Below are 20,306 nucleotides of genomic sequence, written 5' to 3'. Positions count from 1 at the left end.
CGGTCGGTTCGCCGCGTCACCGTCACCCCGTCTACCCCATGCTCGCTTTCCGCAAACTCTGCCTCGGCGTCGCCGCGGCGTCCTTCCTCGTCGTCCTGGCCGGTCTGGCGCTCGGCTACTCCGCCCTGTGGTCGCCCGCCGCCGCGCTCGCCGCGGTGGCGCTGGCCATCGGTCTCGGCGCCGTGCCGTCGCTCAAGGGTTACCAGTTCACCGCCTGGATCGTCGCCGCCGTCGTCGCGGCGATGCTCTACCCGAACGCGTTTCTCAAGGTGGGCGACTTCGATCTGCGCAACAAGTGGCTCATCCTGCTCGTCATCCAGACGGTGATGTTCGGCATGGGCACGCAGATGAGCCTGCACGATTTCTCCGGCGTGGTGAAAACGCCCCGCGGCGTGCTGGTGGGCATCGTCTGCCACTTCTCGGTCATGCCGCTGGTGGGCTTTGCGCTGACCAAGCTCTTCGCCTTTCCGCCGGAAATCGCCGCCGGCATCATCCTCATCGGCTCCTGCTCGAGCGGCCTCGCGTCGAACGTCATGGCCTATCTCGCGCGCTCGAACCTCGTGCTGTCGGTGACGGTGACGGCGATCACGACCCTCGTCGCGCCGTTCATGACGCCGCTGTTGATGAAGCTGCTCGCGGGCACGCTGGTCGAAGTGAAGTTCCTCAACATGATGATCGAGATCATCAAGATCGTCATCGTCCCGATCGCCGCCGCGCTGATCCACGATCACCTGAAGCACGTCGGCCCGGGCCGCTACCGCCCGTGGATCGCCGCCCAGCTCGGCGCGGCCGCGGTCGTGGTCGGCATCTTCCTCGCGCACGACAGCGCGACGGTCGCGGCCTGGCCGGCCAACGCGCAGCTCGCGCTCGAGCTCGCGGGCTTCCTGCTTGCGTCGATCCCGGTCGGCGTCGCCTATCACCAGCTCACGCGGCTGCTGCCGAAGCTCGACGCCTGGATGCCGCGCTTCTCGATGGCGGGCATCGTCTACTTCACGACGGTGACGACCGCGGCGGGGCGCGACAATCTGCTCAAGGTCGGCGCGCTGCTCTTCGTGGCCTCGGTGATCCACAACGCCGCCGGCTACTTCTTCGGCTACTGGCTCAGCCGCGCCGCGGGGCTCGACAAGAGCTCGGCGCGCTCGGTCGCCTTCGAGGTCGGCCTGCAGAATGGCGGCATGGCCTCCGGTCTCGCCGGCGCGATGGGCAAGCTCGGCACGGTCGGCCTCGCGCCCGCGATTTTCAGCCCGTGGATGAACATCTCCGGCTCGATCCTCGCCAACTTCTGGCACAAGCGCCCGCCGGACGACGCGCCGCCGCCCGCTCCGGAGCGGAGCTAAGCCGACGCCTTCGCCGCGCCCCGCCGCACGCGCCGCAGCGTCTTGCCCGGCTGCCAAGAGGCGCCGATGAGCGTCGCGCGTGGAAACTCCGGCACGCCGCACTCGTTGTTGTGGAGGTGGCTGATGACCATGTCCACGGCGGCCTCGCCGGTGCGGTCGTTGTGCTGGTCCATCCCGGCCCAGTCGCGGTCCCCGGCGCGGCGCTCGAGCTGGAGCAGGCCGAGGTCGCGGGGAATCTTCACCCCGCGCGCCTCGATGAGCCGGCGCACGAAACGGTAGAGCGTGAACACCACGTCGGGCTTCTCGCGATCGAGCCAGGCGTAGAACTCGCGCGGGTCGCCGCGCGCCGCCTCGACGGCGGTGAAGGCCGGCACGCGGTCGCGCGCGGGCAGGGCGAGTTGTCCGATCATCATGCCGGAGGTGAAGCGACCCTCGACGAGGCGGTCGATGCGCTCGTCGATCACGAGGGCGGGGCGACGGTAACCGAGCGCGAGGGCGCGTTCGCACGCTTGGAGCACGAGTGCGTGGTGATCGACGCAGCAGAACGACAGCGTCGGCTCGTGCGTGCGCACGCCGGTGACGACGCACGTATGCGCGCGCCAGGTGCTGGCGAAGCGCTCGGGTAACCGGTTCTCCTCCATCAGGCCGACCACGATCACCCCGCGGATGCCGCGGGCACGGAGGATGCGGTTGAGGCGCGGGCCGTCGAGCTGCGGGTCGTGCAGCCAGAATTCGTCGATGCCGTAGCCCTGGGCCTCCGCCCGGCGCCGGATGCCGGCGACGTAGGTGGGGATGGTCGGGTGGGTCCGGAAGGCGTCGCGCTCCCGGTGCGCGTTGAGCACGGCGAGCGTGTGCTTGGAACGGCCGTGCGCCTGCTTGCGCAGCTCGGCCATGAGGTGCGCGACGACGGGGTTGCGGGCGTAGCCGAGCCGCTGCGCGGCGGCATGGACCCGCGCGCGCGTGGCGGGCGGGATCTGGGGATCGTGGCGCAGCGCGAGCGAAACGGTGTTTTTCGACACCTTCAGCTCGCGCGCGATCGTCGCCATCGTGACGGAGGCCATGCGCCGGCGACGCTACCGGCCGGGGCTTGACGGTCAAGTGCCGGGGCGTTCGCGCCGCCGGGGTGGCGTGCTAGGCTTGCGAGGCTGTCCTTTCCCCATGGCCCAAGACGTTTTCTCGATCGGCATCGACTACGGCACCAATTCCGTGCGCGCGCTCGTCGTGCGCTGTCGCGACGGCAGGGAGTTCGGTTCCTGCGTCGTGAACTATCCCAGCGGCCGCCAGGGCGTGCTGCTCGACGCCCGCGACCACAACGTCGCGCGCCAGCATCCGGGCGACTACCTGTTCGGCCTGGAGAAGTCGGTGAAGGGCGCGCTGGCGCAGGCGCGGAAGCAGCGCGGATTTTCCGCGGCGCAGGTCGTCGGCCTCGGCGTCGACACCACCGGCTCGAGTCCGATCCCGGTCGACGCGCGCAACGTGCCGCTGGCGCTGGACCGGAAGTGGGCGAAGAACCTGAACGCCCAGTGCTGGCTGTGGAAGGACCACACCAGCTGGCGCGAGGCGGCGCAGATCACCGCACTGGCCGCGCAGCACCGCCCGCACTTCATCGCCAAGTGCGGCAACACGTATTCCTCCGAGTGGTTCTGGGCCAAGCTCTGGCACTGCCTCAACGTCGATCCGAAGGTGTTCGCGGCGGCGTATTCCTGGGTGGAGCTGTGCGACTGGATTCCCTCGGTGCTGGCGGGCGTGACCGATCCGCGCGCCGTGAAGCGCGGCGTCTGCGCGGCCGGACACAAGGCGCTCTACGCGGAAGAGTGGGGCGGCCTGCCGGACAAGGAATTCCTCGCGCTGCTCGACCCGCGGCTTGCTGACCTGCGCGACCGGCTCTACGAAAAGGCGCACGACGCCAGCGAGTCCGCCGGCAAGCTGTCCCCCGAGTCGGCGAAGATCCTCGGCTTGCCCGCGGGTATCCCGATCGCGATCGGCGAGTTTGACGTCCACTACGGCGCCATCGGCTGCGGCGTGGCGGAGGGCACGCTGGTGAAGGTGATCGGCACCTCGACCTGCGATTGCGGCGTGGTCTCCGCGGCGAAGACCGTGCCGGACATCCCGGGCATCTGCGGCATCGTCAAGGGCGCGATCCTGCCGGGTTTCTACGGCATCGAGGCCGGCCAGAGCGCCGTGGGCGACATCTTCAAGTGGTTCGTCGAGGGCGTGCTCCAGGACGCGAAGCTCCACGCCGCGCTCACCGCCGCGGCAGCGAAGCTCGCGCCGGGACAGAGCGGCCTGCTCGCGCTCGACTGGAACAACGGCAACCGCACCATCCTCGTCGACCAGCGCCTCACCGGCCTCCTCGTCGGCCAGACGCTCTACACGACCCCGGCGGAAATCTACCGCGCCCTGATCGAGGCGACGGCCTTCGGCGCCCGCGCGATCATCGAGCGCATCCGCGAATACGGCGTGCCGATCGACCGCGTCGTCTGCGCCGGCGGCATCGCGGAGAAGAACCCGCTGCTGATGCAGATCTACGCCGACATCACCGGCTGCACCATGCTCGTGGCCGGTTCGTCGCAGGCCTGCGCGCTCGGCTCGGCCGTCAGCGCCGCCGTGCTCGCCGGGGCGCACCCGGATTTTCCGACCGCGCAGCGCCGGATGACCTCGCTCAAGCAGGTCGCCTACAGGCCGCGCAAGGCCGCGGCGAAGACCTACGACCAGCTTTACGTCCTCTACCGCCAGCTCCACGACAGCCTCGGCGGCCGGAACAAGTCCGCCGACCTCTCCGGCGTGATGAAGGAGCTCCTCACGATCAAGGAATCCGCGCACGCCTGATCTGTCGCGCGGGGTCTCCGAACCCCGCCGTTTCACGAGCGCGTTAACGCCTTCGCGGCGGGGGTCGGAGACCCCGCCCGACAATGAACTACTCCACCTTTCGCTCTCCGTCGCTCTCAACTCTCAGCCCTCAACTCTCAACTTCCTCGTCCCATGTCCATCGCCCATCTCTCCACTCCCGAAATCTGGTTCGTGTGCGGTTCGCAGCATCTCTACGGCCCCGGCCCGCTCCAGCAGGTCGCCGCCAACGCCCAGGCCGTCGTCGATGGCCTGGCGAAATCCAAGCGCCTCCCGCTGCCGCTCAAGTTCAAGGCCCTGCTGACCACGCCCGACGAGATCACGAACGTGATGCTCGCCGCCAATGCCGACGCAAACTGCGGCGGCCTCGTCCTCTGGATGCACACCTTCTCGCCGTCGAAGATGTGGATCCGCGGCCTGACCGCGCTGAAGAAGCCGTTCCTGCACCTGCACACGCAGTTCAACCGCGACCTGCCGTGGGGCGCGATCGACATGGATTTCATGAACCTCAACCAGGCGGCGCACGGCGACCGCGAGGCGGGATTCATCCACACGCGCCTCCGCCTCGGCCGCAAGGTGGTCGTCGGCCACTGGAGCGACACCGAGGTGCAGGACCGCATCGGCGCCTGGATGCGCGCGGTGCGCGGCTGGCACGACTGGCAGGGCGCGAGGTTCGTGCGCTTCGGCGACAACATGCGCCAGGTCGCGGTGACGGACGGTGACAAGGTTTCCGCCGAGATGAAATTCGGCTTTGCCGTCAACACGCACGGCATCGGCGACCTCGTCGCGAAGGTCTCCGAGGCCGGCATCGACAAGAAGGCCGTCGACGCGCTCTGCGACGAATACGAACAGACCTACGCGGTCGCGAAGGAGCTGCGCACCGGCGGCAAGCGCCACGAGGAGCTGCGCTACAGCGCGCGCCTCGAGCTCGGCATGCGCGCCTTCCTCGAGGAAGGCGGCTACAAGGGCTTCACCGACACCTTCGAGGACCTGCACGGCTTGCGCCAGCTCCCCGGCATGGCCACGCAGCGCCTGATGGGCATGGGCTACGGCTTCGGTGGCGAGGGCGACTGGAAGACCGCCGCGCTCGTCCGCGCCATGAAGGTGATGGGCGCGGACCTCCCCGGCGGCACCTCGTTCATGGAGGACTACACGTATCACCTGTCGCCGAAGGGCCATCAGGTGCTCGGCGCGCACATGCTCGAGATCTGTCCGTCGATCGCCGCCGGCAAGGTCGCGGTCGAGGTCCATCCGCTCGGCATCGGCGGCAAGGAGGACCCGGTGCGCCTGGTCTTCAACGCTCCCGCCGGTCCGGCGCTGAACGCCTCGCTCGTCGACCTCGGCAACCGGTTCCGTCTCGTGATCAACGAGGTCGCCGCGGTGAAACCGCCGGCGCTGCCGAAGCTCCCGGTCGCGCGCGCGGTATGGGAGTGCAAGCCGGACTTCAAGACCGCGTGCGCGGCGTGGATCTACGCCGGTGGCGCGCATCACACCGGCTACAGCTACAGCGTGACGAGCGAGATGCTCGAGGATTTTGCGGTGATCGCCGGCATCGAGACCGTCCACATCAATGCCGACACGACGCTCCCGCAGCTGAAGCAGGACCTCCGCAACAACGAGGTCTACTACCACCTCGCCAGCGGTTTCCGCGCCTGATTTCGTCGTAACCACAGAGGCACGGAGAGCACGGAGTAGCGGTTTTAAGATTTCTCTGCGTCCTCCGTGCCGTTGTGGTTCAAACGAAGATTCCCATGCTCACTGAACTCAAACGCGAAGCCTACGAAGCCAACCTCGCCCTGCCGCAGCACGGGCTCATCAACCTCACGTTCGGCAACGCCAGCGCGATCGACCGCGCGAAGGGCATCTTCGCCATCAAGCCGAGCGGGGTGGCCTATGCCGAGCTCCGGCCGCAGGACATGGTGCTGGTCGACCTCGACGGGAAGATCGTCGAGGGGAGACTCAATCCGTCGTCGGATACGCCGACGCATCGCCGGCTGTTCCTCGCTTTCCGCGAGATCGGCGGCGTGGTGCACACGCACTCGTCGCACGCGACGGCGTTCGCCCAGGCCGGCCGCGAGATCCCGATCTTCGGCACGACGCACGCCGACTATTTTTACGGCAACATCCCCGTCACCCGGAAGATGACCGCGCAGGAGATCGGCGGCGGCGCCTACGAGTGGGAGACCGGCAACGTGATCGTCCAGCGCTTCGCCAAACTCGATCCGCTCGACTCGCCCGGCGTGCTGGTCAACCGCCACGCGCCGTTCACCTGGGGCAAGACGGTCGCAAAGGCGGTCGAGGTTGCCGTGGCCGTCGAATGCATCGCGCACCTGGCGCTGATGTCGCTCGCGCTCGAGCCGCGGCTGAAGACGATCGAGCCCACTCTGCTGAACAAGCATTTCAAGCGCAAGCACGGCCCCGGCGCCTACTACGGGCAGAAGTAGCAGCGAAGCGCGAGCGGGACCGGCCGCACCGCGCGTCGAAAGTCCGCCCCGGTGCGGCGGCCGCCTTACGATCCCGGATTCTTTCGCGTATTTTCCGGGAGCTTTTCCGGTGCAGGGGAGTAGAGTGGCGACGCGCGGGCATACCCCTGACCACCCGTCGCGTTGGTCATTATCCCCATGCCTCAATCGAACACCTGCCCGCGCGGCTGCGCGTTGGCATTGGCCATTTTCTCCTCGCCGGACTCCGCGTCGCGGCGGCGCCGATCCCGCCGGCCGAGCCGTTGCCCGCGCAGCGCACGATCGCACCGGGGCCCTTCGCGCCGACCTGGAATTCCCTCGTCGCGAACTACCGCTGTCCCGACTGGTTTCGCGACGCGAAGCTCGGCATCTGGGCGCATTGGGGGCCGCAGTGCGTGCCCGAGCAGGGCGACTGGTATGCCCGCTCCATGTATCTCCAGGGGCACAAGCAATACGCCGCCCACGTCGCCGCCTACGGCCATCCGTCGGAAACCGGTTTCATGGAGATCATCCACCGCTGGACCGCCGAGCGTTGGGATCCCGACGCGCTGATGCAGCTCTACGTCGACGCCGGCGCGCGCTACTTCGTGGCCATGGCGACGCACGAGGACAACTTCGATGCCTTCGCCTCGCGCTATCACGCCTGGAACTCCGTCAACGTCGGGCCGCGGCGCGACATCATCGGCGAGTGGGCGAAGGCGGCGCGGGCGCACGGCCTGCGCTTCGGCGTCTCCAATCATTCGTCGCACACCTGGCACTGGTTCCAGACCGCCTACGGCTACGACGCCGAGGGCCCGCAGGCGGGCGTGCGCTACGATGCGTTCCGCCTGAAGAAGGCGGACGGCAAGGGGCGGTGGTGGGACGGTCTCGACCCGCAGGATCTCTACGGCCGCCCGCGGCCGGACATGGTGATTCCCGACGGGATCGCGACGGTGAAGGAGCTCCGCGCCTGGCACGACGCCCACAACCTGCCTTGGACCGAGGAGCCGCCGCCGGGGGATCCGCAGTTCGCGGACAACTGGTTCTTCCGCGTCCAGGATCTGGTCGACCGCTACCAGCCGGATTTCCTCTACCTCGACAACACCGAGCTGCCGCTCGGCCAGGCCGGCCTCGATCTCGCCGCGCATTTCTACAACGCCAACGCCGCACGCCACGGCGGCAAACTCGACGCCGTGCTTACGGCGAAGGGCCTCCGCGCCGAACGCCGCCCGGCGGTCGTGCAGGACTTCGAGCGCAGCATCGGCAGCGGCGGCATCCAGGAACTGCCGTTCGAGACCGGCACCTGCATCGGCCAGTGGCACTACCAGAGGGACATCGCCTACAAGACCGTCACCCAGGTCGTGCGCAACTTCGTCGATGTCGTCAGCAAGAACGGCACGCTGCTCCTCAGCATCCCGCTTCGCGGCGACGGCACGATCGACGAACGCGAGCGCGCCTTCCTGCAGGGACTCGCCGCCTGGAACAAGGTGAACGGCGAGGGTATCTTCGGCTCGCGTCCCTGGAAGGTCTACGGGGAAGGCCCCACCCAGATCCCGCGCGGCCGCGGCGCCGATGGCCCGCTGCCGTTCACGCAGGACGACATCCGCTTCACCACCAATCGCGGCGCGCTCTACGCGTTCGTCCTGCGGCTGCCCGAGCGCGCCGTGCGCGTGCAGGCGCTCGGCGCCGCCGCCCCTTATGGCGCGAAGATCGCCGCCATTTCCCTCGTCGGCTCGACCGAGCCGGTCGCCTGGCGTCAGGAGGCCGACGCGCTCGTGATCGAAAAGCCTGCCCAGTTTCCCTGCGCGGACGTCATCGCCTACCGGATCACCCTGCAATGAATCCCCGCCTGCTGCTGTCCCTCGTCATCCTCGCCGCCGCGCCGCTTGGCGCGGCCGAGATCGCCTTCCGGCCCTTCGTCATCGACCACCTCGCGCGCGAGGACTCGCCGGTCGACGTCTCGTTCCTGCTCGGCGGCCAGCCCGCCGGCGCGACCGGCTTCATCACCGTGAAGGACGGCCATCTCGTGAAGGGCAACGGCGAGCGCTTCCGCATCTGGGGCGTGAATCTCACCGGCTGGACGCGCGGCTCGACGATTCTGCCGCCGAAGTCCGAGGCGGCGAAGTGGGCGCGGATCCTCGCGCGCCACGGCGTGAACTGCGTGCGCTTCCACTTCCTCGACATGCCGACGCGCACCGCCGCGCAGGAGGCCGCACTCGAGCCCGAGCGCAACCGCGCCGAGGCGGAGGGCAATCGCTTCAAGGTGCCGCCGGCCGGCCTGATCGACAGCACGAAGGACACGACCACGGACTTCGACGCCGAGCAGCTCGACCGCCTCGACACCTTCGTCGCCGAGCTGAAGAAGGCCGGCATCTACTCGAACCTGAACCTCAACGTCGGCCGCCGTTACAAGGCCGCCGACGGCGTGCCGGACAACGACATCGTCCAGCTCTGGAAGGCTTACACCTACATCGGCGACCGCCTGATCGAGTTGCAGAAGGATTACGCGCGCCGCCTGCTCACGCACCGCAATCCCTACACGGGCACCGAGTATCGGCACGAGCCGGCGGTCGCGACGGTCGAGATCGTGAACGAGAACTCGCTCTACGAATTCTGGTTCCGCAACTGGCTGCGCGGCGAGCTGAAGCCCGGCGCGCCCCGCTACCAGCTCGATTTCACGCCGCGCTACGCGGCCCAGCTCGACGCGATGTTCCAGCAGTGGCTGGCCAAGAACCGCACGCCGGCGCAGCTCGCCGTCATCCGCCAGCAAGCCGGAGTCGCCGCCGACGCGCCTGTGCCGCGGCTCCATCGTGGCGATTTCAGCGTGGCGCCGAAGGAGCGCTTCCACGCCGAGGCCGATTTCTACGGCGACGTCGAGAAGGTGTTCTTCACCGACATGGGCCGGTTCCTGAAGCAGGAACTCGGCGTGCAGTCGCTCGTCATCGGCAACGCCGACCACACCTACTGGATTCCCGGCCAGCCGATGCTGCGCGCCAACTCGCTCCTGGATTTCGTCGATGCCCACGTCTACTGGCAGCACCCGGCAATCTGGGGCGCGCGCAACTCGCCCATGGTCGACCAGCCGACGCGCTCGACGATCGTGAAGCTCGCCCGCGCCCCGATGGCCGGGCGGCCGTTCACCGTCAGCGAGGTCAATCACCCGAATCCCAACGAATACGCCGCCGAGATGATCCCGCTGCTGGCGTCCTACGCCGCCTTCCAGGACTGGGACGGCATCTATTTCTACACTTTCGAGCCGAAGGCGCTGCCGGACTTCCAGCGCTACGTGGCCGACGAGTTCGACCTCACGTTGGACCCGGTGAAGATGTCGCAACTGGCCGTGGGCGCGCTGCTCTTCTCGCGCGCCGACGTCAGCCCGGCGAAGGAAACCTTCGTGCGCAACTACTCGCACGAGCAGGTGAACGAGGCCATGCGCCTGCCGGAGAGCGAGCGGCCGTATTTCACACCCGGTTTCCCGCGCTCGCTGCCGCTGCGCCACGGTTCGCGCATCGGGACGCTCGAAGGGCAGGGGACCACGGCGTTCCCGCCGGAGAGCGACGGACCGTTCGTGTCCGATACGGGCGAGCTCACCTGGCGCCTGCACGACCGCAAGGAGGGCGTAGTCACCGTCGACACGCCGCGCTCGCAGGCACTCGTCGGTTTCCTGCGCGCGCATCCGCATCCCACGAAGCACTTGAAGCCCGAACTGAAGAACGAGTTCGCCGCGATCACGCTGTCCTCGCTCACGAACGAGCCGATCCAGCGTTCGAACCGCCTGCTCCTCACCGCCTGCGCCCGCTGGCAGAACACCGGCGCCGTCTGGAACGAGCGCCGCACGCTCTGGGAGAAGTGGGGCCACGGCCCGACGCTGATCGAGCCGGTCATCGGCTGGCTGGAGCTACGCGAACTGGACGGCGCTGTCGCCGTGCTCGTGACTCCGCTCGACGGCGCGGCGAAGCCGCTCGCGCGGGCCGCCCAGGCGCGCCGCCTCGAGGACGGCTGGGAAGTCGAACTCGGCGAGCAGACCGCCACCCAGTATCTCATTGAAGTCATCCGTTGAACCGCCGCTCGCCGTGTCCGCAAAATTCGCTCAGTCTGCCGTCGTGATCCTTCGCCGTCTGCTCGCTTCGCTTGTGCCTTTCATCGCGCTGGGCGCGTTCGCTGCGGATCCGCTGGCCGCCGGCTTCGAGTCGCCGCCGCGCACGGCGCGACCGCAGACGTTCTGGCACTGGATGAACGGCAACGTCACGCGCGAGGGCATCACGCTCGACCTCGAGGCGATGGCGAAAATCGGCGTAGCGGGCGCGCTGATCTTCGACGGCAGCGACTATCTGCCCGCCGGTCCCGCGAATTACCTCGAGCCGCACTGGCGCGAATTGATGACGCACGCGTTCAAGGAGGGCAACCGGCTGGGCGTCGACATCGGCATGTCCAACGCCCCCGGCTGGTCCAGCAGCGGCGGACCGTGGGTGATGCCCGCGATGTCGATGCAGCAACTCGTCTGGACGGAAGCGACCGCGGCCGGTGGCGGCCGCGTGGCGCTGGAGTTGCCGCGGCCGCAGGCGAACCTCGGCTACTATCGCGACGCGTTCGTCATCGCGTTCCCGGCGCTGCCGGCCGAGACGGTGCCCTACGAGGAGGCGCTGGCGCGGGTCAGCCTGGGCGCGGCCACGGTGGACAAGCGGCTCCTGAGCGACGGTTCGCTCACGACGAAGGTGGCGTTGACGCCGGCTACACCGCTGCTGTTCGAATTCGCCGCGCCGATCGAGCTGCACGCGCTCACGGCGTTGCCGAGCCCGAGCGGGCGTTTTCCCCGACTCACGGTCGAGGGATCGATGGACGGGAAAACCTTCACCTCGCTCGGCACGGTGGGCACGCCGGGGCGCCACGGCATCCTCGCGCCGGCGGTCCGCAATTTCGCCCCCACGCGCGTCCGTTTTGTGCGGGTCGCGGCCGCAGCCGAGGGCGAGCTCGCGGAGCTCATGCTGCACCGCGCGCCCCGAATCTCCGACTGGGTCGCCAAGGCCAATTTCGACTATCGCGTGTCGGGCCAACTCACGCTGCCGCCGGCGGTGCCGGTCGATGCGGCGATCGATCCCGCCCGGGTCGTGGACCTCACCGCGCACCTACAGGGCGACCGCCTGGAGTGGGATGCGCCGGCCGGGACGTGGACCATCCTGCGCATCGGCCATACGACCACCGGCAAGAACAACGTCGCAGCGTCGGCCGCCGGCCGCGGCCTGGAGATCGACAAGTTCAACGCCGCGGCGACCGAGTTCCATTTCGAGCACGTGATCGCGCGTGTCGCGGCCGATGCCGCCGCCGCCGGCGCGAAGGGGCCGTCTTCCGTGATCATCGACAGCTACGAGGCGGGCATGCAGAACTGGACGGCAGATTTTCCGGCCGAGTTTCGCCGGCGCGCGGGCTACGAAATCACCGGCTACCTGCCGGCGCTTTTCGGTCGCATCGTGGGCGATGCGGGCGTGGCCGAGCGTTTTCTCTACGACTTCCGCCGGGTGCAGGCGGACCTGATGGCCGAGAACTATTACGACCGCATGCACGCGCTCACGCGGACGCGGGGGATGAGATTCTACGTCGAAGGCTACGGCGCGGGAAATTTCGACGAGCTGCGCGTCGCCGGCCTGTCCGACGTGCCGACGACCGAATTCTGGACGCGCACCCCCTGGACGCCGAATCGCGCGGTGAAGATGGTCACGTCCGCCGCGCACGTCTACGGCCAATCCGTCGTGGGCTCCGAGGCTTTCACGGGCGAGTTCAAGACTTCCCGTTGGCTCGAGTATCCCTACGCGTTGAAGATTCTGGGCGACGAGATGAGCGCGCAGGGCGTGAACCTGTTCCTCATGCACCGCTACGCGCACCAGCCGCATCCGACGGCGGTGCCGGGCGTTTCGCTCGGGCCCTACGGTTTTGCCTTCGAGCGCACCAACACCTGGTTCAGCGAGGCGAAGCCGTGGCTCGACTGCATCGCCCGCACGCACTTCCTGCTCCAGCAGGGGACTTACGCGGCGGACATCCTCTATTTCAGCGGGGAGCGCAGTCCCGATCCGTCGTCGATGGCGCTGCCCGTCGTGCCGGCCGGCTACACTTACGACGTGGTCAACACCGACGTCCTGCTGCACCGCGTGCGGGTCGAGGGCGGCGATTACGTCCTGCCCGAGGGCGCGCGCTACAAGCTCCTCGTGCTGCCGCCCGACCTGAAGGCGATGCGGCCGGAGCTGCTGGAGCGGTTGCGCGCCTTCGTCGCCGCCGGGGCGACGCTCGTCGGCCCCGCGCCGCAGTTCTCGCCGACTCTGGCCGGCTATCCCGAGAGCGAGGCGGCGATGCTGCGCGCGGCGCGGGAGCTGTGGCAGGATCCGCGCGTGCTCGCGCACGCGGCGATCGCGGAGGCGCTGACGGCGCGCGGCATCGCGCCGGACTTCTCCTATTTCGCCTGGGATTCCGGCGCCGCGTTCTCGTGGCAACACCGACGGCTGCCCGATGGCGACCTGTTCTTCCTCGGCAACCGCCAGCGCCGGGTCGAGGAACTCGTCGCCTCGTTCCGGGGCCAGGCCGGCCGCCAGCCGGAAATCTGGCGCCCGGAGACGGGCGAACGCAGCGACGCGGCGGTGTTCGCCGCGGACGGCGACCGGGCCGTGCTTCCCCTGCGGCTCGAGCCCGGCGAGTCGGTGTTCGTCCTGTTCCGTCGTCCGGCGGCAACGGCCGCGCGCAGCCTGAGCCGGGACGGCACGGCGACGCGCGAGACCGCCGACGTGCCGCGGCTCAAGCAGCGCGTGGCGCCGGCGCACGACTTCACCATGGCGATCTGGGTCAAGCCCGACACCGACCTGCGCGTGTTCCCAAGCGAGGGCACGACCGGGCGGATTGACGAGGTGGGCAAATTCTACGCCATCCCGGCCGATCCCGGCGACGCGCGCTTTGGCGCCGGTCACGCCACCGCCGGTCTCGCGGTCGGACGCAACGGCATCTTCGTGGTCGAGCGCGCGCTCGACAGCTGCCCGGCCGTGCTGGTCTGGCCCCACCCGGTGTCCGGCTGGACGCATGTCGCCGTCGTCTACCGCGCCGGACAGCCGCAGCTCTTCGTGAACGGCGAACTCGTGCACACGGGGCTCGTCTCCGGCAAGGTGGTGCACTCGGGCGTCGGCTCGCCGATCCCGCCCGTCGACTACATGCTGCACTTCCCGGGCATCGAGGCGCTCACGCGCGCGGCGAACCAGCCGGCGCCGCCCTCGCGCGGCCAGGTGTTCTTCTTCGAGGGCAACTTCGTGCCGCCGCAGGAATTCGACCGCGCCCTGGCGGCCGCGGACGTGCGGCAGCTTGCCGCCGCCGGCCTGCCGGCGCCGGACACGCCGACGGTGACCGAACTCGGCCGCCGCGACGGCGGCACCCGCCTGCTGGCGTGGCGCAGCGGCCGCTACGCGCTGGACGGCGGTCCCGCCGTGGTGGCGGACGTGCCCGAGGCACGCGTCGTGGACGGTCCGTGGCAGGTCCGTTTCCAGCCCGGCCGCGGCGCGCCGGAGTCGATCGAGCTGCCGGCCCTGCGCTCGCTGCACCTCCACGAGAATCCGGGCGTGAAATTCTTTGCCGGCACCGCCACCTACACCCGCACCCTCGACGTGCCGGCGGGCTTCATCGGCGCCGACCGGCGCGTCATCCTCGACCTCGGCCGTGTCGAGGTGATCGCCGCGGTGCGCCTGAACGGCCGCGACGTCGGCACCGCGTGGAAGGAACCCTATCGCCTCGACGTGACGAACTTCGTCCACGCCGGCGCCAACACCCTCGAGGTGGCGGTGACGACGCTGTGGCCGAACCGCCTGATCGGCGACGAGCAGCTGCCGCCCGAGGATGCGTTCGGCATCCGCGACGAGCAGGGCAACGACCCGCACGGCATCACGCGCCTGCCGGAGTGGTATCGCACCGGGAAGCCGAAGCCGCCCGGCGGGCGGGTGACGTTTGCCACGTGGAAATTCTACGACCGCGACGAGCCGCTGGTGGCGTCGGGCTTGCTCGGGCCGGTGCGGCTGCATAATCCCGTTCGCCTCTCGCTTCCCGAATGAAAATCCAACGCTTCGGCTCAGTCATCGGCCTCCGGGAGGAGGCCATTCCGGAATACCGGCGCCTCCACGCCGCCGTCTGGCCCGGCGTGCTGGCGATGATCAAGCAGTGCCACATCCGCAACTACTCGATCTACCTGCGGCGGATGCCGGACGGGCAGCACTACCTGTTCAGCTACTACGAATACACCGGCGACGACCACGCCGCCGACATGGCGAAGATGGCCGCGGATCCGACGACGCGGGAATGGTGGAAAATTTGCGAACCGATGCAGCAGCCGCTCGCCGATCGTCCCGCCGGGGCCTGGTGGGCGCCCGGCGAGGAAGTGTTTCACCAGGACTGAGCCGGCGCAGGCTTGCGCGCGCCGGCGCTTCGTGCAGCTTGGCGACATGCCGCATTCCATGACACGCGCGGCGAAAGCGCTGCTCTCGGCCGCCGCCTTGACGCTCGCGGCGGGAATGGCCGGAGCCGCGACGTTGCCGCTGACTCCGGCGGAAGCCGAATGGATCCGCGCGCATCCGGTCGTGCGCGTCGGCTTCAGTCCGGCCTATCCGCCTTATTCCTTCCCGGACGGCTCCGGTCGCATGCAGGGCATCGACCTCGAATATCTCGATTTGATCGCCCGCCGGACCGGCCTGCGCTTCGAGCCCGTCGTCGCGCCGGACTGGCCGACCGCAGAGCAGTATTTCCGGGACGGCCGGGTCGACCTGCTGACCCTGCTCGTCGGCAGCGCCGAGCAGCGGGAGTCGATGCTGCTGACCCGCGTCTACCTGAGCGTGCCGCGCGTGATCGTTTCGCGGACGAACATGCCCTACCTGCTCAGCGCGCGAGACCTTCGCGGCCTGTCCGTTGGCATGGTGCGGGGCTACCTGCCGAAGGACGGGCCGATCCGCGAAATGATGGCCGGCACGCGCCTGGTCGAATTCGACACCATCACCGACGTGCTCGAGGCCCTGGCTCGCGGCGACATCGACGCGACGCTCGCCGATTCGGTCAACGCCGCCTACACGATCAAGGCCAACCATCTCGGGAATCTCCGGCTGGGCAGCATCACCGAGACCGCACGCGACACCTACCTCGGCGTGGCGCGCGACCAGCCGCTCCTGCTCTCCATCCTCAACAAGGCGCTCGCGGACATCACCGCCGCCGAGCGGCGCCAGATCGACGAGCGCTGGGTCTCGGTCGACGCCAATCCCTCGCCGTGGCTGCTGGCCTTCAAGATCGCGCTCGCCGCGGTGGCGGTGGTGTCGCTCATCGTCCTCGCGGTCTACCTGCACAATCGCCGTCTGGCGCGCGAGCTTGCGGAGCGCCGGCGGATTCTCGCCCGTCTCGAGGAGGCGCACGTCCGGCTGGCGAAGATCAGCGAACAGAAGACGGAGATGCTGCGGATGGTCGCCCACGACATCCGCGGACCGCTCACCGCCATGCTGCTCGCGGCCGACCTTGCGAATTTCGTGGAGCAGGGCGACGAGAAGGCGCTGCGCGACCTGCTCGCCCGGTTCCACCGCACCGCACAGCAACTCCGCCGGCTCGTCAACGACCTGGTCGACGCGCAGGCGACGGAGGACGGAGTGCGACGCTACGCGCGCGAGCCCGTGGATTTCGGCGCTCTGATCCGCGACGTGGCGTCGACCCTGCAGGAATCCGCCGCCGGCAAGGGCATCGAGCTGCGCGTGGAGACGGAGGGCGCGGCGATGCCGATCCTGTCCGATGCCGCGGCGTTGCGCCAGATTGCCGACAACCTCGTCTCGAACGCCCTCAAGTTCACGCGCCCCGGCACGATCGTGACCGTCAGCGCCTGCTGGCGGCAGGACGGCATTCGGCTCCTCGTGAGCGACCAGGGACCGGGCATCCGGCCCGAGGATCGGGCGCGGATTTTCACGCGCTACGGGCAGGGCGAGAGCCGTCCCACCGGCGGCGAAAAGTCCACCGGGCTCGGCTTGTGGATCGTCGACAATGTCGTCACGGGCCTGGGCGGAACGCTGCGTTGCGAGAGCGAACCGGGCCAGGGTGCGATCTTCATCGTCGAACTGCCCGGCGTGCGCGGTCCGGTCGCGACGGCGGTGTGAGCCGCTTCACCCGCGGCGCTGCTTCAGCTGGTCGAGCATCACCGCCGCGAGCAGGATCGCGCCGCGGACGATGTATTGGTAGAACGAGTCGATGTTGAGCAGGTTCATCGCGTTCTCGACGATGCCCATGATGAAGACGCCGGCGATGACGTGACTCATGCGGCCAACGCCGCCGGAGAGCGACACGCCGCCGAGCACGCAGGCGGAGATGATCGAGAGCTCGCTGCCCTGCGCCGTCTTCGGGTCGCCGATGCCGAGGCGGGCGGCGAGGAGCACGCCGGCCAGCGCAGCGACCAGGCCCTGGAGGGTGAAGATGGCGACCTTCACCCGCGTCACGTTCACGCCCGCGAGGCGCGCCGCCTCCTCGTTGCCGCCGATGGCGAGCGTGTTGCGGCCGAAGGCGGTGCGCTGGAGCACGAAGCCGAAGAGGGCGAACAGGCCCAGGCAGACCCAGACGGGAAACGTGATCTGGAAGACGACGGCGCCGGAGGAGCTGCGGATGACGGGGAAGGCCCAGCTGGCGAGGGCGAGCAGCGCGTCGTTGGCGATGCCGATGGACTTGCCGTCGGCGAACACGAAGGCGACGCCGCGCACCATCATCATGGTCGAGAGCGTGGTGATGAGCGGGTTGATCTTCAGCCGGGCGACGATGGTGCCGTTGAGAAAGCCCACCAGAGCGCCGAACGCGAGCGAGGCGGCGAGGGCGAGGAAAAGGTTGTTCGTCTGACGCAGGATCAGCGCGCAGAGCACGCCGCCGGCGGGAATGATCGTGCCGACGGAGAGGTCGAAATTACCCGACGCCAGGCAGAACAGCATCGTCGTCGCCACCGTGCCGACCATCGAGACCTGGAGGAGCAGGTTCATCAGGTTCTCGGGCGTGCCGAAGCCGCGCACCGTGATCCAACAGACGACGGCGAGCGCGCCCAGCACCAGGATCATGCCGCCGCGGTCGAGCAGCGTGCGGGCGAAGGAGGAATCGGAGGGACGGGAGGCGGAAGTCATCAGGCGGAAAGGGCTTTCTCGACGGGCAGGGCGTGGCGGAGGACGCGCTCGGGCGTGGCCTCGGCGCGGGGCAGGACGGCGGCGAGCGCGCCCTCGCGCATGACGGCGACGCGATCAGCCAGACCGAGCGCCTCGGGCAGGTCGCTCGACACGAGGATCACGGCGACGCCCTCGGCGGCGAGGCGCAGGATGATGCGGTAGATCTCGCTCTTGGCGCCGACGTCGATGCCGCGCGTCGGCTCGTCGAGCAGGAGCACGCGGATCTTCGTCGAGAGCCAGCGGGCGAGGATGACCTTCTGCTGGTTGCCGCCGGAGAGGTGCTTGATCAGCTGCTCGACCGACGGCGTGCGCACGGCGAGCTCCTGGACCTTGGCGGCGGCGTTCTCGCGTTCCCAGCGCGCGTCGATCAGGCCGCCCCAGCAGGTGTGCGGAGCGCGGATGCCGAGGTTGCAGTTGTCCTGCACGGAAAGGATCGGGACGATGCCCTCGCGCTTGCGGTCTTCCGTGCAATAGACGACGCCCGCCGCGATGGCGTCCGCGGGCGAGCGGAGGACCAGCGGTGCACCGTGCACGGCGACGCGGCCGGCGGTGGCGCGTTCGGCACCGAAGAGCAGTTTCAGCAGCTCGGTGCGGCCCGCGCCGACGAGGCCGAAAAGCCCGAGGATCTCGCCCTGCGCGACGGACAAGGTGACGGGCGCGCGGACGCCGGGGCCGGCGAGGCCGTCGAGCTCGAGGGCCACCGCGCCGAGCGGCCGCGGGGTGTAGGCGTAGACGTCGGCGATGTCGCGGCCGACCATGTCCTGGACGAGCTGGGCCGGCGTGACCTCGCGCAGCGACTCGTAGGTGCGGACGTGCCGGCCGTCGCGCAGGACGGTGCAGGCGTCGGCGAGAGCGAAGACCTCCTCCATGCGGTGCGTGACGTAGAGGATGACGCAGCCCTGCGCGCGCAGTTCGCGGATGACGGCGAAGAGCCGCTCGATTTCGCGGACGGAGAGGCTGCTCGTGGGCTCGTCGAAGGCGATGACCTTGGCGCCGCGGCTGAGCGCCTTGGCGATCTCGACCATCTGGCGCTGGCCGATGGGCAGGCGCGCCAGCCGGGCGTCGGGATCGATGTCCTCGCCCAGGCGCTGGAGCAGCGCCTGCGTCTTCTCCCGCAACGTCGCGCGATCGATCAGTCCGCGGCGCTGCGGCAAGTGGCCGAGGAAGATGTTTTCCGCGACCGTCATCTCGGCGACGAGGTGCAGCTCCTGGTAGATCACCGCCACGCCGGCGGCGAGGGCCGCGGCGGTGGAGGCGAATTCCCGCGGCGCGCCGCCGAGGCGGATCGTGCCCGCGGTCGGCCGGTGCGCGCCGCTGAGCGCCTTCAGCAGGGTGGACTTGCCGGCGCCGTTCTCGCCCATGAGCGCGTGCACCGTGCCCTCGCGCACGCCGAAGGAGACGCCCTGCAGCGCGGTGACGCCGACGTAGGTCTTCGTGACCGAATCGAACTGGAGGAACGGCGTCGCGTCCGGCATCGCCTATTGAATGATGCCTTCGCGCTTCAGGACGGACTCGAAGTTCTCGCGCGTGATGAAGATGCCCGGCGTGCGCGTCTCGAGCGGCGGCTGCTTGCCGTCCTTGACCCAGGCGTGCAGCAGGCGGGCCGTCTCGTAGCCCTCGAAGGGCGCGGAGACGAGCATGGAACCGTGGAAGCCCGTGGGCTTCGGCTTGCGGAGCTCGTCGATGCAGTCGGTGCCGTTGATGCCGATGCCGATCACGCTGTCGGCGCCGAAGCCGCGGCCCTCCATCGCGCGCACGGCGCCGAGGACGGCGTTGTCGTTCATGCCGGCGATGAGCCAGCGCTTGACGCCGCCCTGACGGGTGAGCAGCGAGGTCGCGGCGTCGAAGCTGCCTGGGATGTCGGTGGTCTTCTGCGGCGCCTTGAAAATCCGTGCGGCGGGGAAACCCGCGGCCTCGAGCGCGCGGCGGGCGCCCTCGGTGCGCTCGCGGGCGGTGTCGAGCTCCTCGAAGGTGATGAGGCACACGCCGGTCTCCTCGAGGTTCCAGCCCCGCTGCTTCGCCTCGGCGAAGAGCGCCTGACCGACCGACTCGCCGATCTGCGACGCGGACATGCCGAGGTAGGGGACGTCGGTCATGAACTTGCCGTCGGGCAGGACGAACATGTCGTCGACGGTGACGACCTTCATGTTCTTCTGCTTCGCGCGGGCCATGATCTGGGGTCCGAGCCGGACGTCGGGCGTGCAGATGACGAAGCCCTGGGCGCCGGCGACCGCGAGATTGTCGATCGCGGCCATGACCTTCTCGCCGTCGGGCGTGCCATATTTGAGCAGCTCGAAGCCGTGCTCGGCGGCGGCCTTCTCGGCGCCCTTCCACTCGAACTGGAACCACGGCTCCTCGGGCTGCTTCACGAGGAAGCCGAGCTTGATCTTCGCCGGGGCGGCGGGCGCGGCGACCGGGGCGGCGGAATCGGACTTCGGGCCGCAGCCGGTGAGGGCCAGCGCGAACGGCAGCAGCGTGGAGGCGAGCAACAGGGGAAG

Annotated in this window: 13 protein-coding genes; 9 read left to right on the top strand and 4 right to left on the bottom strand. The window is 69.2% G+C overall.

Annotated elements, in window-relative coordinates; genetic code table 11:
- Window positions 1-38 precede the first annotated feature (38 nt).
- Window positions 39-1,337 (top strand): bile acid:sodium symporter family protein, encoded by a 1,299-nt coding sequence (locus ACMYLB_RS12970; protein WP_415907418.1) that lies wholly within the window; start codon window positions 39-41, stop codon window positions 1,335-1,337.
- On the opposite strand, the gene ACMYLB_RS12965 is transcribed toward ACMYLB_RS12970, so the two are convergent.
- Window positions 1,334-2,398: a LacI family DNA-binding transcriptional regulator gene (locus ACMYLB_RS12965; protein ID WP_415907417.1), complete on the bottom strand. Its 1,065-nt coding sequence runs from the start codon at window positions 2,396-2,398 to the stop codon at window positions 1,334-1,336. The genes ACMYLB_RS12970 and ACMYLB_RS12965 overlap by 4 nt on opposite strands.
- Before the next feature lie 97 nt (window positions 2,399-2,495).
- On the opposite strand from ACMYLB_RS12965, the gene ACMYLB_RS12960 reads away from it, so the two are divergent.
- The 8 genes from ACMYLB_RS12960 (at window position 2,496) to ACMYLB_RS12925 (ending at window position 16,767) form a co-directional block, all read left to right on the top strand.
- On the top strand, window positions 2,496-4,166 hold the full coding sequence (locus ACMYLB_RS12960) for a ribulokinase (RefSeq protein WP_415907416.1): 1,671 nt from the start codon (window positions 2,496-2,498) through the stop codon (window positions 4,164-4,166).
- A 159-nt stretch (window positions 4,167-4,325) separates the two neighbouring features.
- The gene (araA, locus tag ACMYLB_RS12955; protein ID WP_415911077.1) at window positions 4,326-5,840 is read left to right on the top strand and encodes an L-arabinose isomerase; all 1,515 of its coding nucleotides are present in this window, start codon (window positions 4,326-4,328) and stop codon (window positions 5,838-5,840) included.
- A gap of 95 nt (window positions 5,841-5,935) precedes the next feature.
- Window positions 5,936-6,628, top strand: coding sequence for an L-ribulose-5-phosphate 4-epimerase AraD (gene araD, locus ACMYLB_RS12950; protein WP_415907415.1), 693 nt, complete (start codon window positions 5,936-5,938; stop codon window positions 6,626-6,628).
- A 281-nt stretch (window positions 6,629-6,909) separates the two neighbouring features.
- Entirely contained in the window at window positions 6,910-8,466 is a 1,557-nt protein-coding gene (locus ACMYLB_RS12945; protein WP_415907414.1) for an alpha-L-fucosidase, read from the top strand.
- The gene (locus ACMYLB_RS12940; protein WP_415907413.1) at window positions 8,463-10,685 is read left to right on the top strand and encodes a hypothetical protein; all 2,223 of its coding nucleotides are present in this window, start codon (window positions 8,463-8,465) and stop codon (window positions 10,683-10,685) included. Before ACMYLB_RS12945 ends, ACMYLB_RS12940 begins: the two co-directional genes overlap by 4 nt.
- A 43-nt stretch (window positions 10,686-10,728) precedes the next feature.
- Entirely contained in the window at window positions 10,729-14,700 is a 3,972-nt protein-coding gene (locus ACMYLB_RS12935) for a glycosyl hydrolase (RefSeq protein ID WP_415907412.1), read from the top strand.
- Between the two features lie 2 nt (window positions 14,701-14,702).
- On the top strand, window positions 14,703-15,041 hold the full coding sequence (locus tag ACMYLB_RS12930; RefSeq protein WP_415911076.1) for an L-rhamnose mutarotase: 339 nt from the start codon (window positions 14,703-14,705) through the stop codon (window positions 15,039-15,041).
- A gap of 46 nt (window positions 15,042-15,087) precedes the next feature.
- Entirely contained in the window at window positions 15,088-16,767 is a 1,680-nt protein-coding gene (locus ACMYLB_RS12925) for an ATP-binding protein (protein ID WP_415907411.1), read from the top strand.
- A gap of 6 nt (window positions 16,768-16,773) precedes the next feature.
- On the opposite strand, the gene araH is transcribed toward ACMYLB_RS12925, so the two are convergent.
- The 3 genes from araH to ACMYLB_RS12910 are packed head-to-tail and all read right to left on the bottom strand — an operon-like array spanning window position 16,774 to window position 20,282.
- Window positions 16,774-17,769, bottom strand: coding sequence for an L-arabinose ABC transporter permease AraH (gene araH / locus ACMYLB_RS12920; protein ID WP_415907410.1), 996 nt, complete (start codon window positions 17,767-17,769; stop codon window positions 16,774-16,776).
- Window positions 17,769-19,283: an L-arabinose ABC transporter ATP-binding protein AraG gene (araG, locus tag ACMYLB_RS12915; RefSeq protein ID WP_415907409.1), complete on the bottom strand. Its 1,515-nt coding sequence runs from the start codon at window positions 19,281-19,283 to the stop codon at window positions 17,769-17,771. Before araG ends, araH begins: the two co-directional genes overlap by 1 nt.
- Window positions 19,284-19,286: 3 nt before the next feature.
- Window positions 19,287-20,282 carry an arabinose ABC transporter substrate-binding protein gene (locus ACMYLB_RS12910; protein WP_415911075.1) on the bottom strand — a complete coding sequence of 332 codons (996 nt, stop codon included), beginning with the start codon at window positions 20,280-20,282 and terminating at the stop codon, window positions 19,287-19,289.
- Between the last annotated feature and the right edge of the window lie 24 nt (window positions 20,283-20,306).

Source organism: Oleiharenicola sp. Vm1 (assembly GCF_047777955.1).
GTDB lineage: Bacteria > Verrucomicrobiota > Verrucomicrobiia > Opitutales > Opitutaceae > Didemnitutus.
Note: the sequence above shows the minus strand (reverse complement) of the source record. Positions and strands in the feature narration are given on the sequence as shown.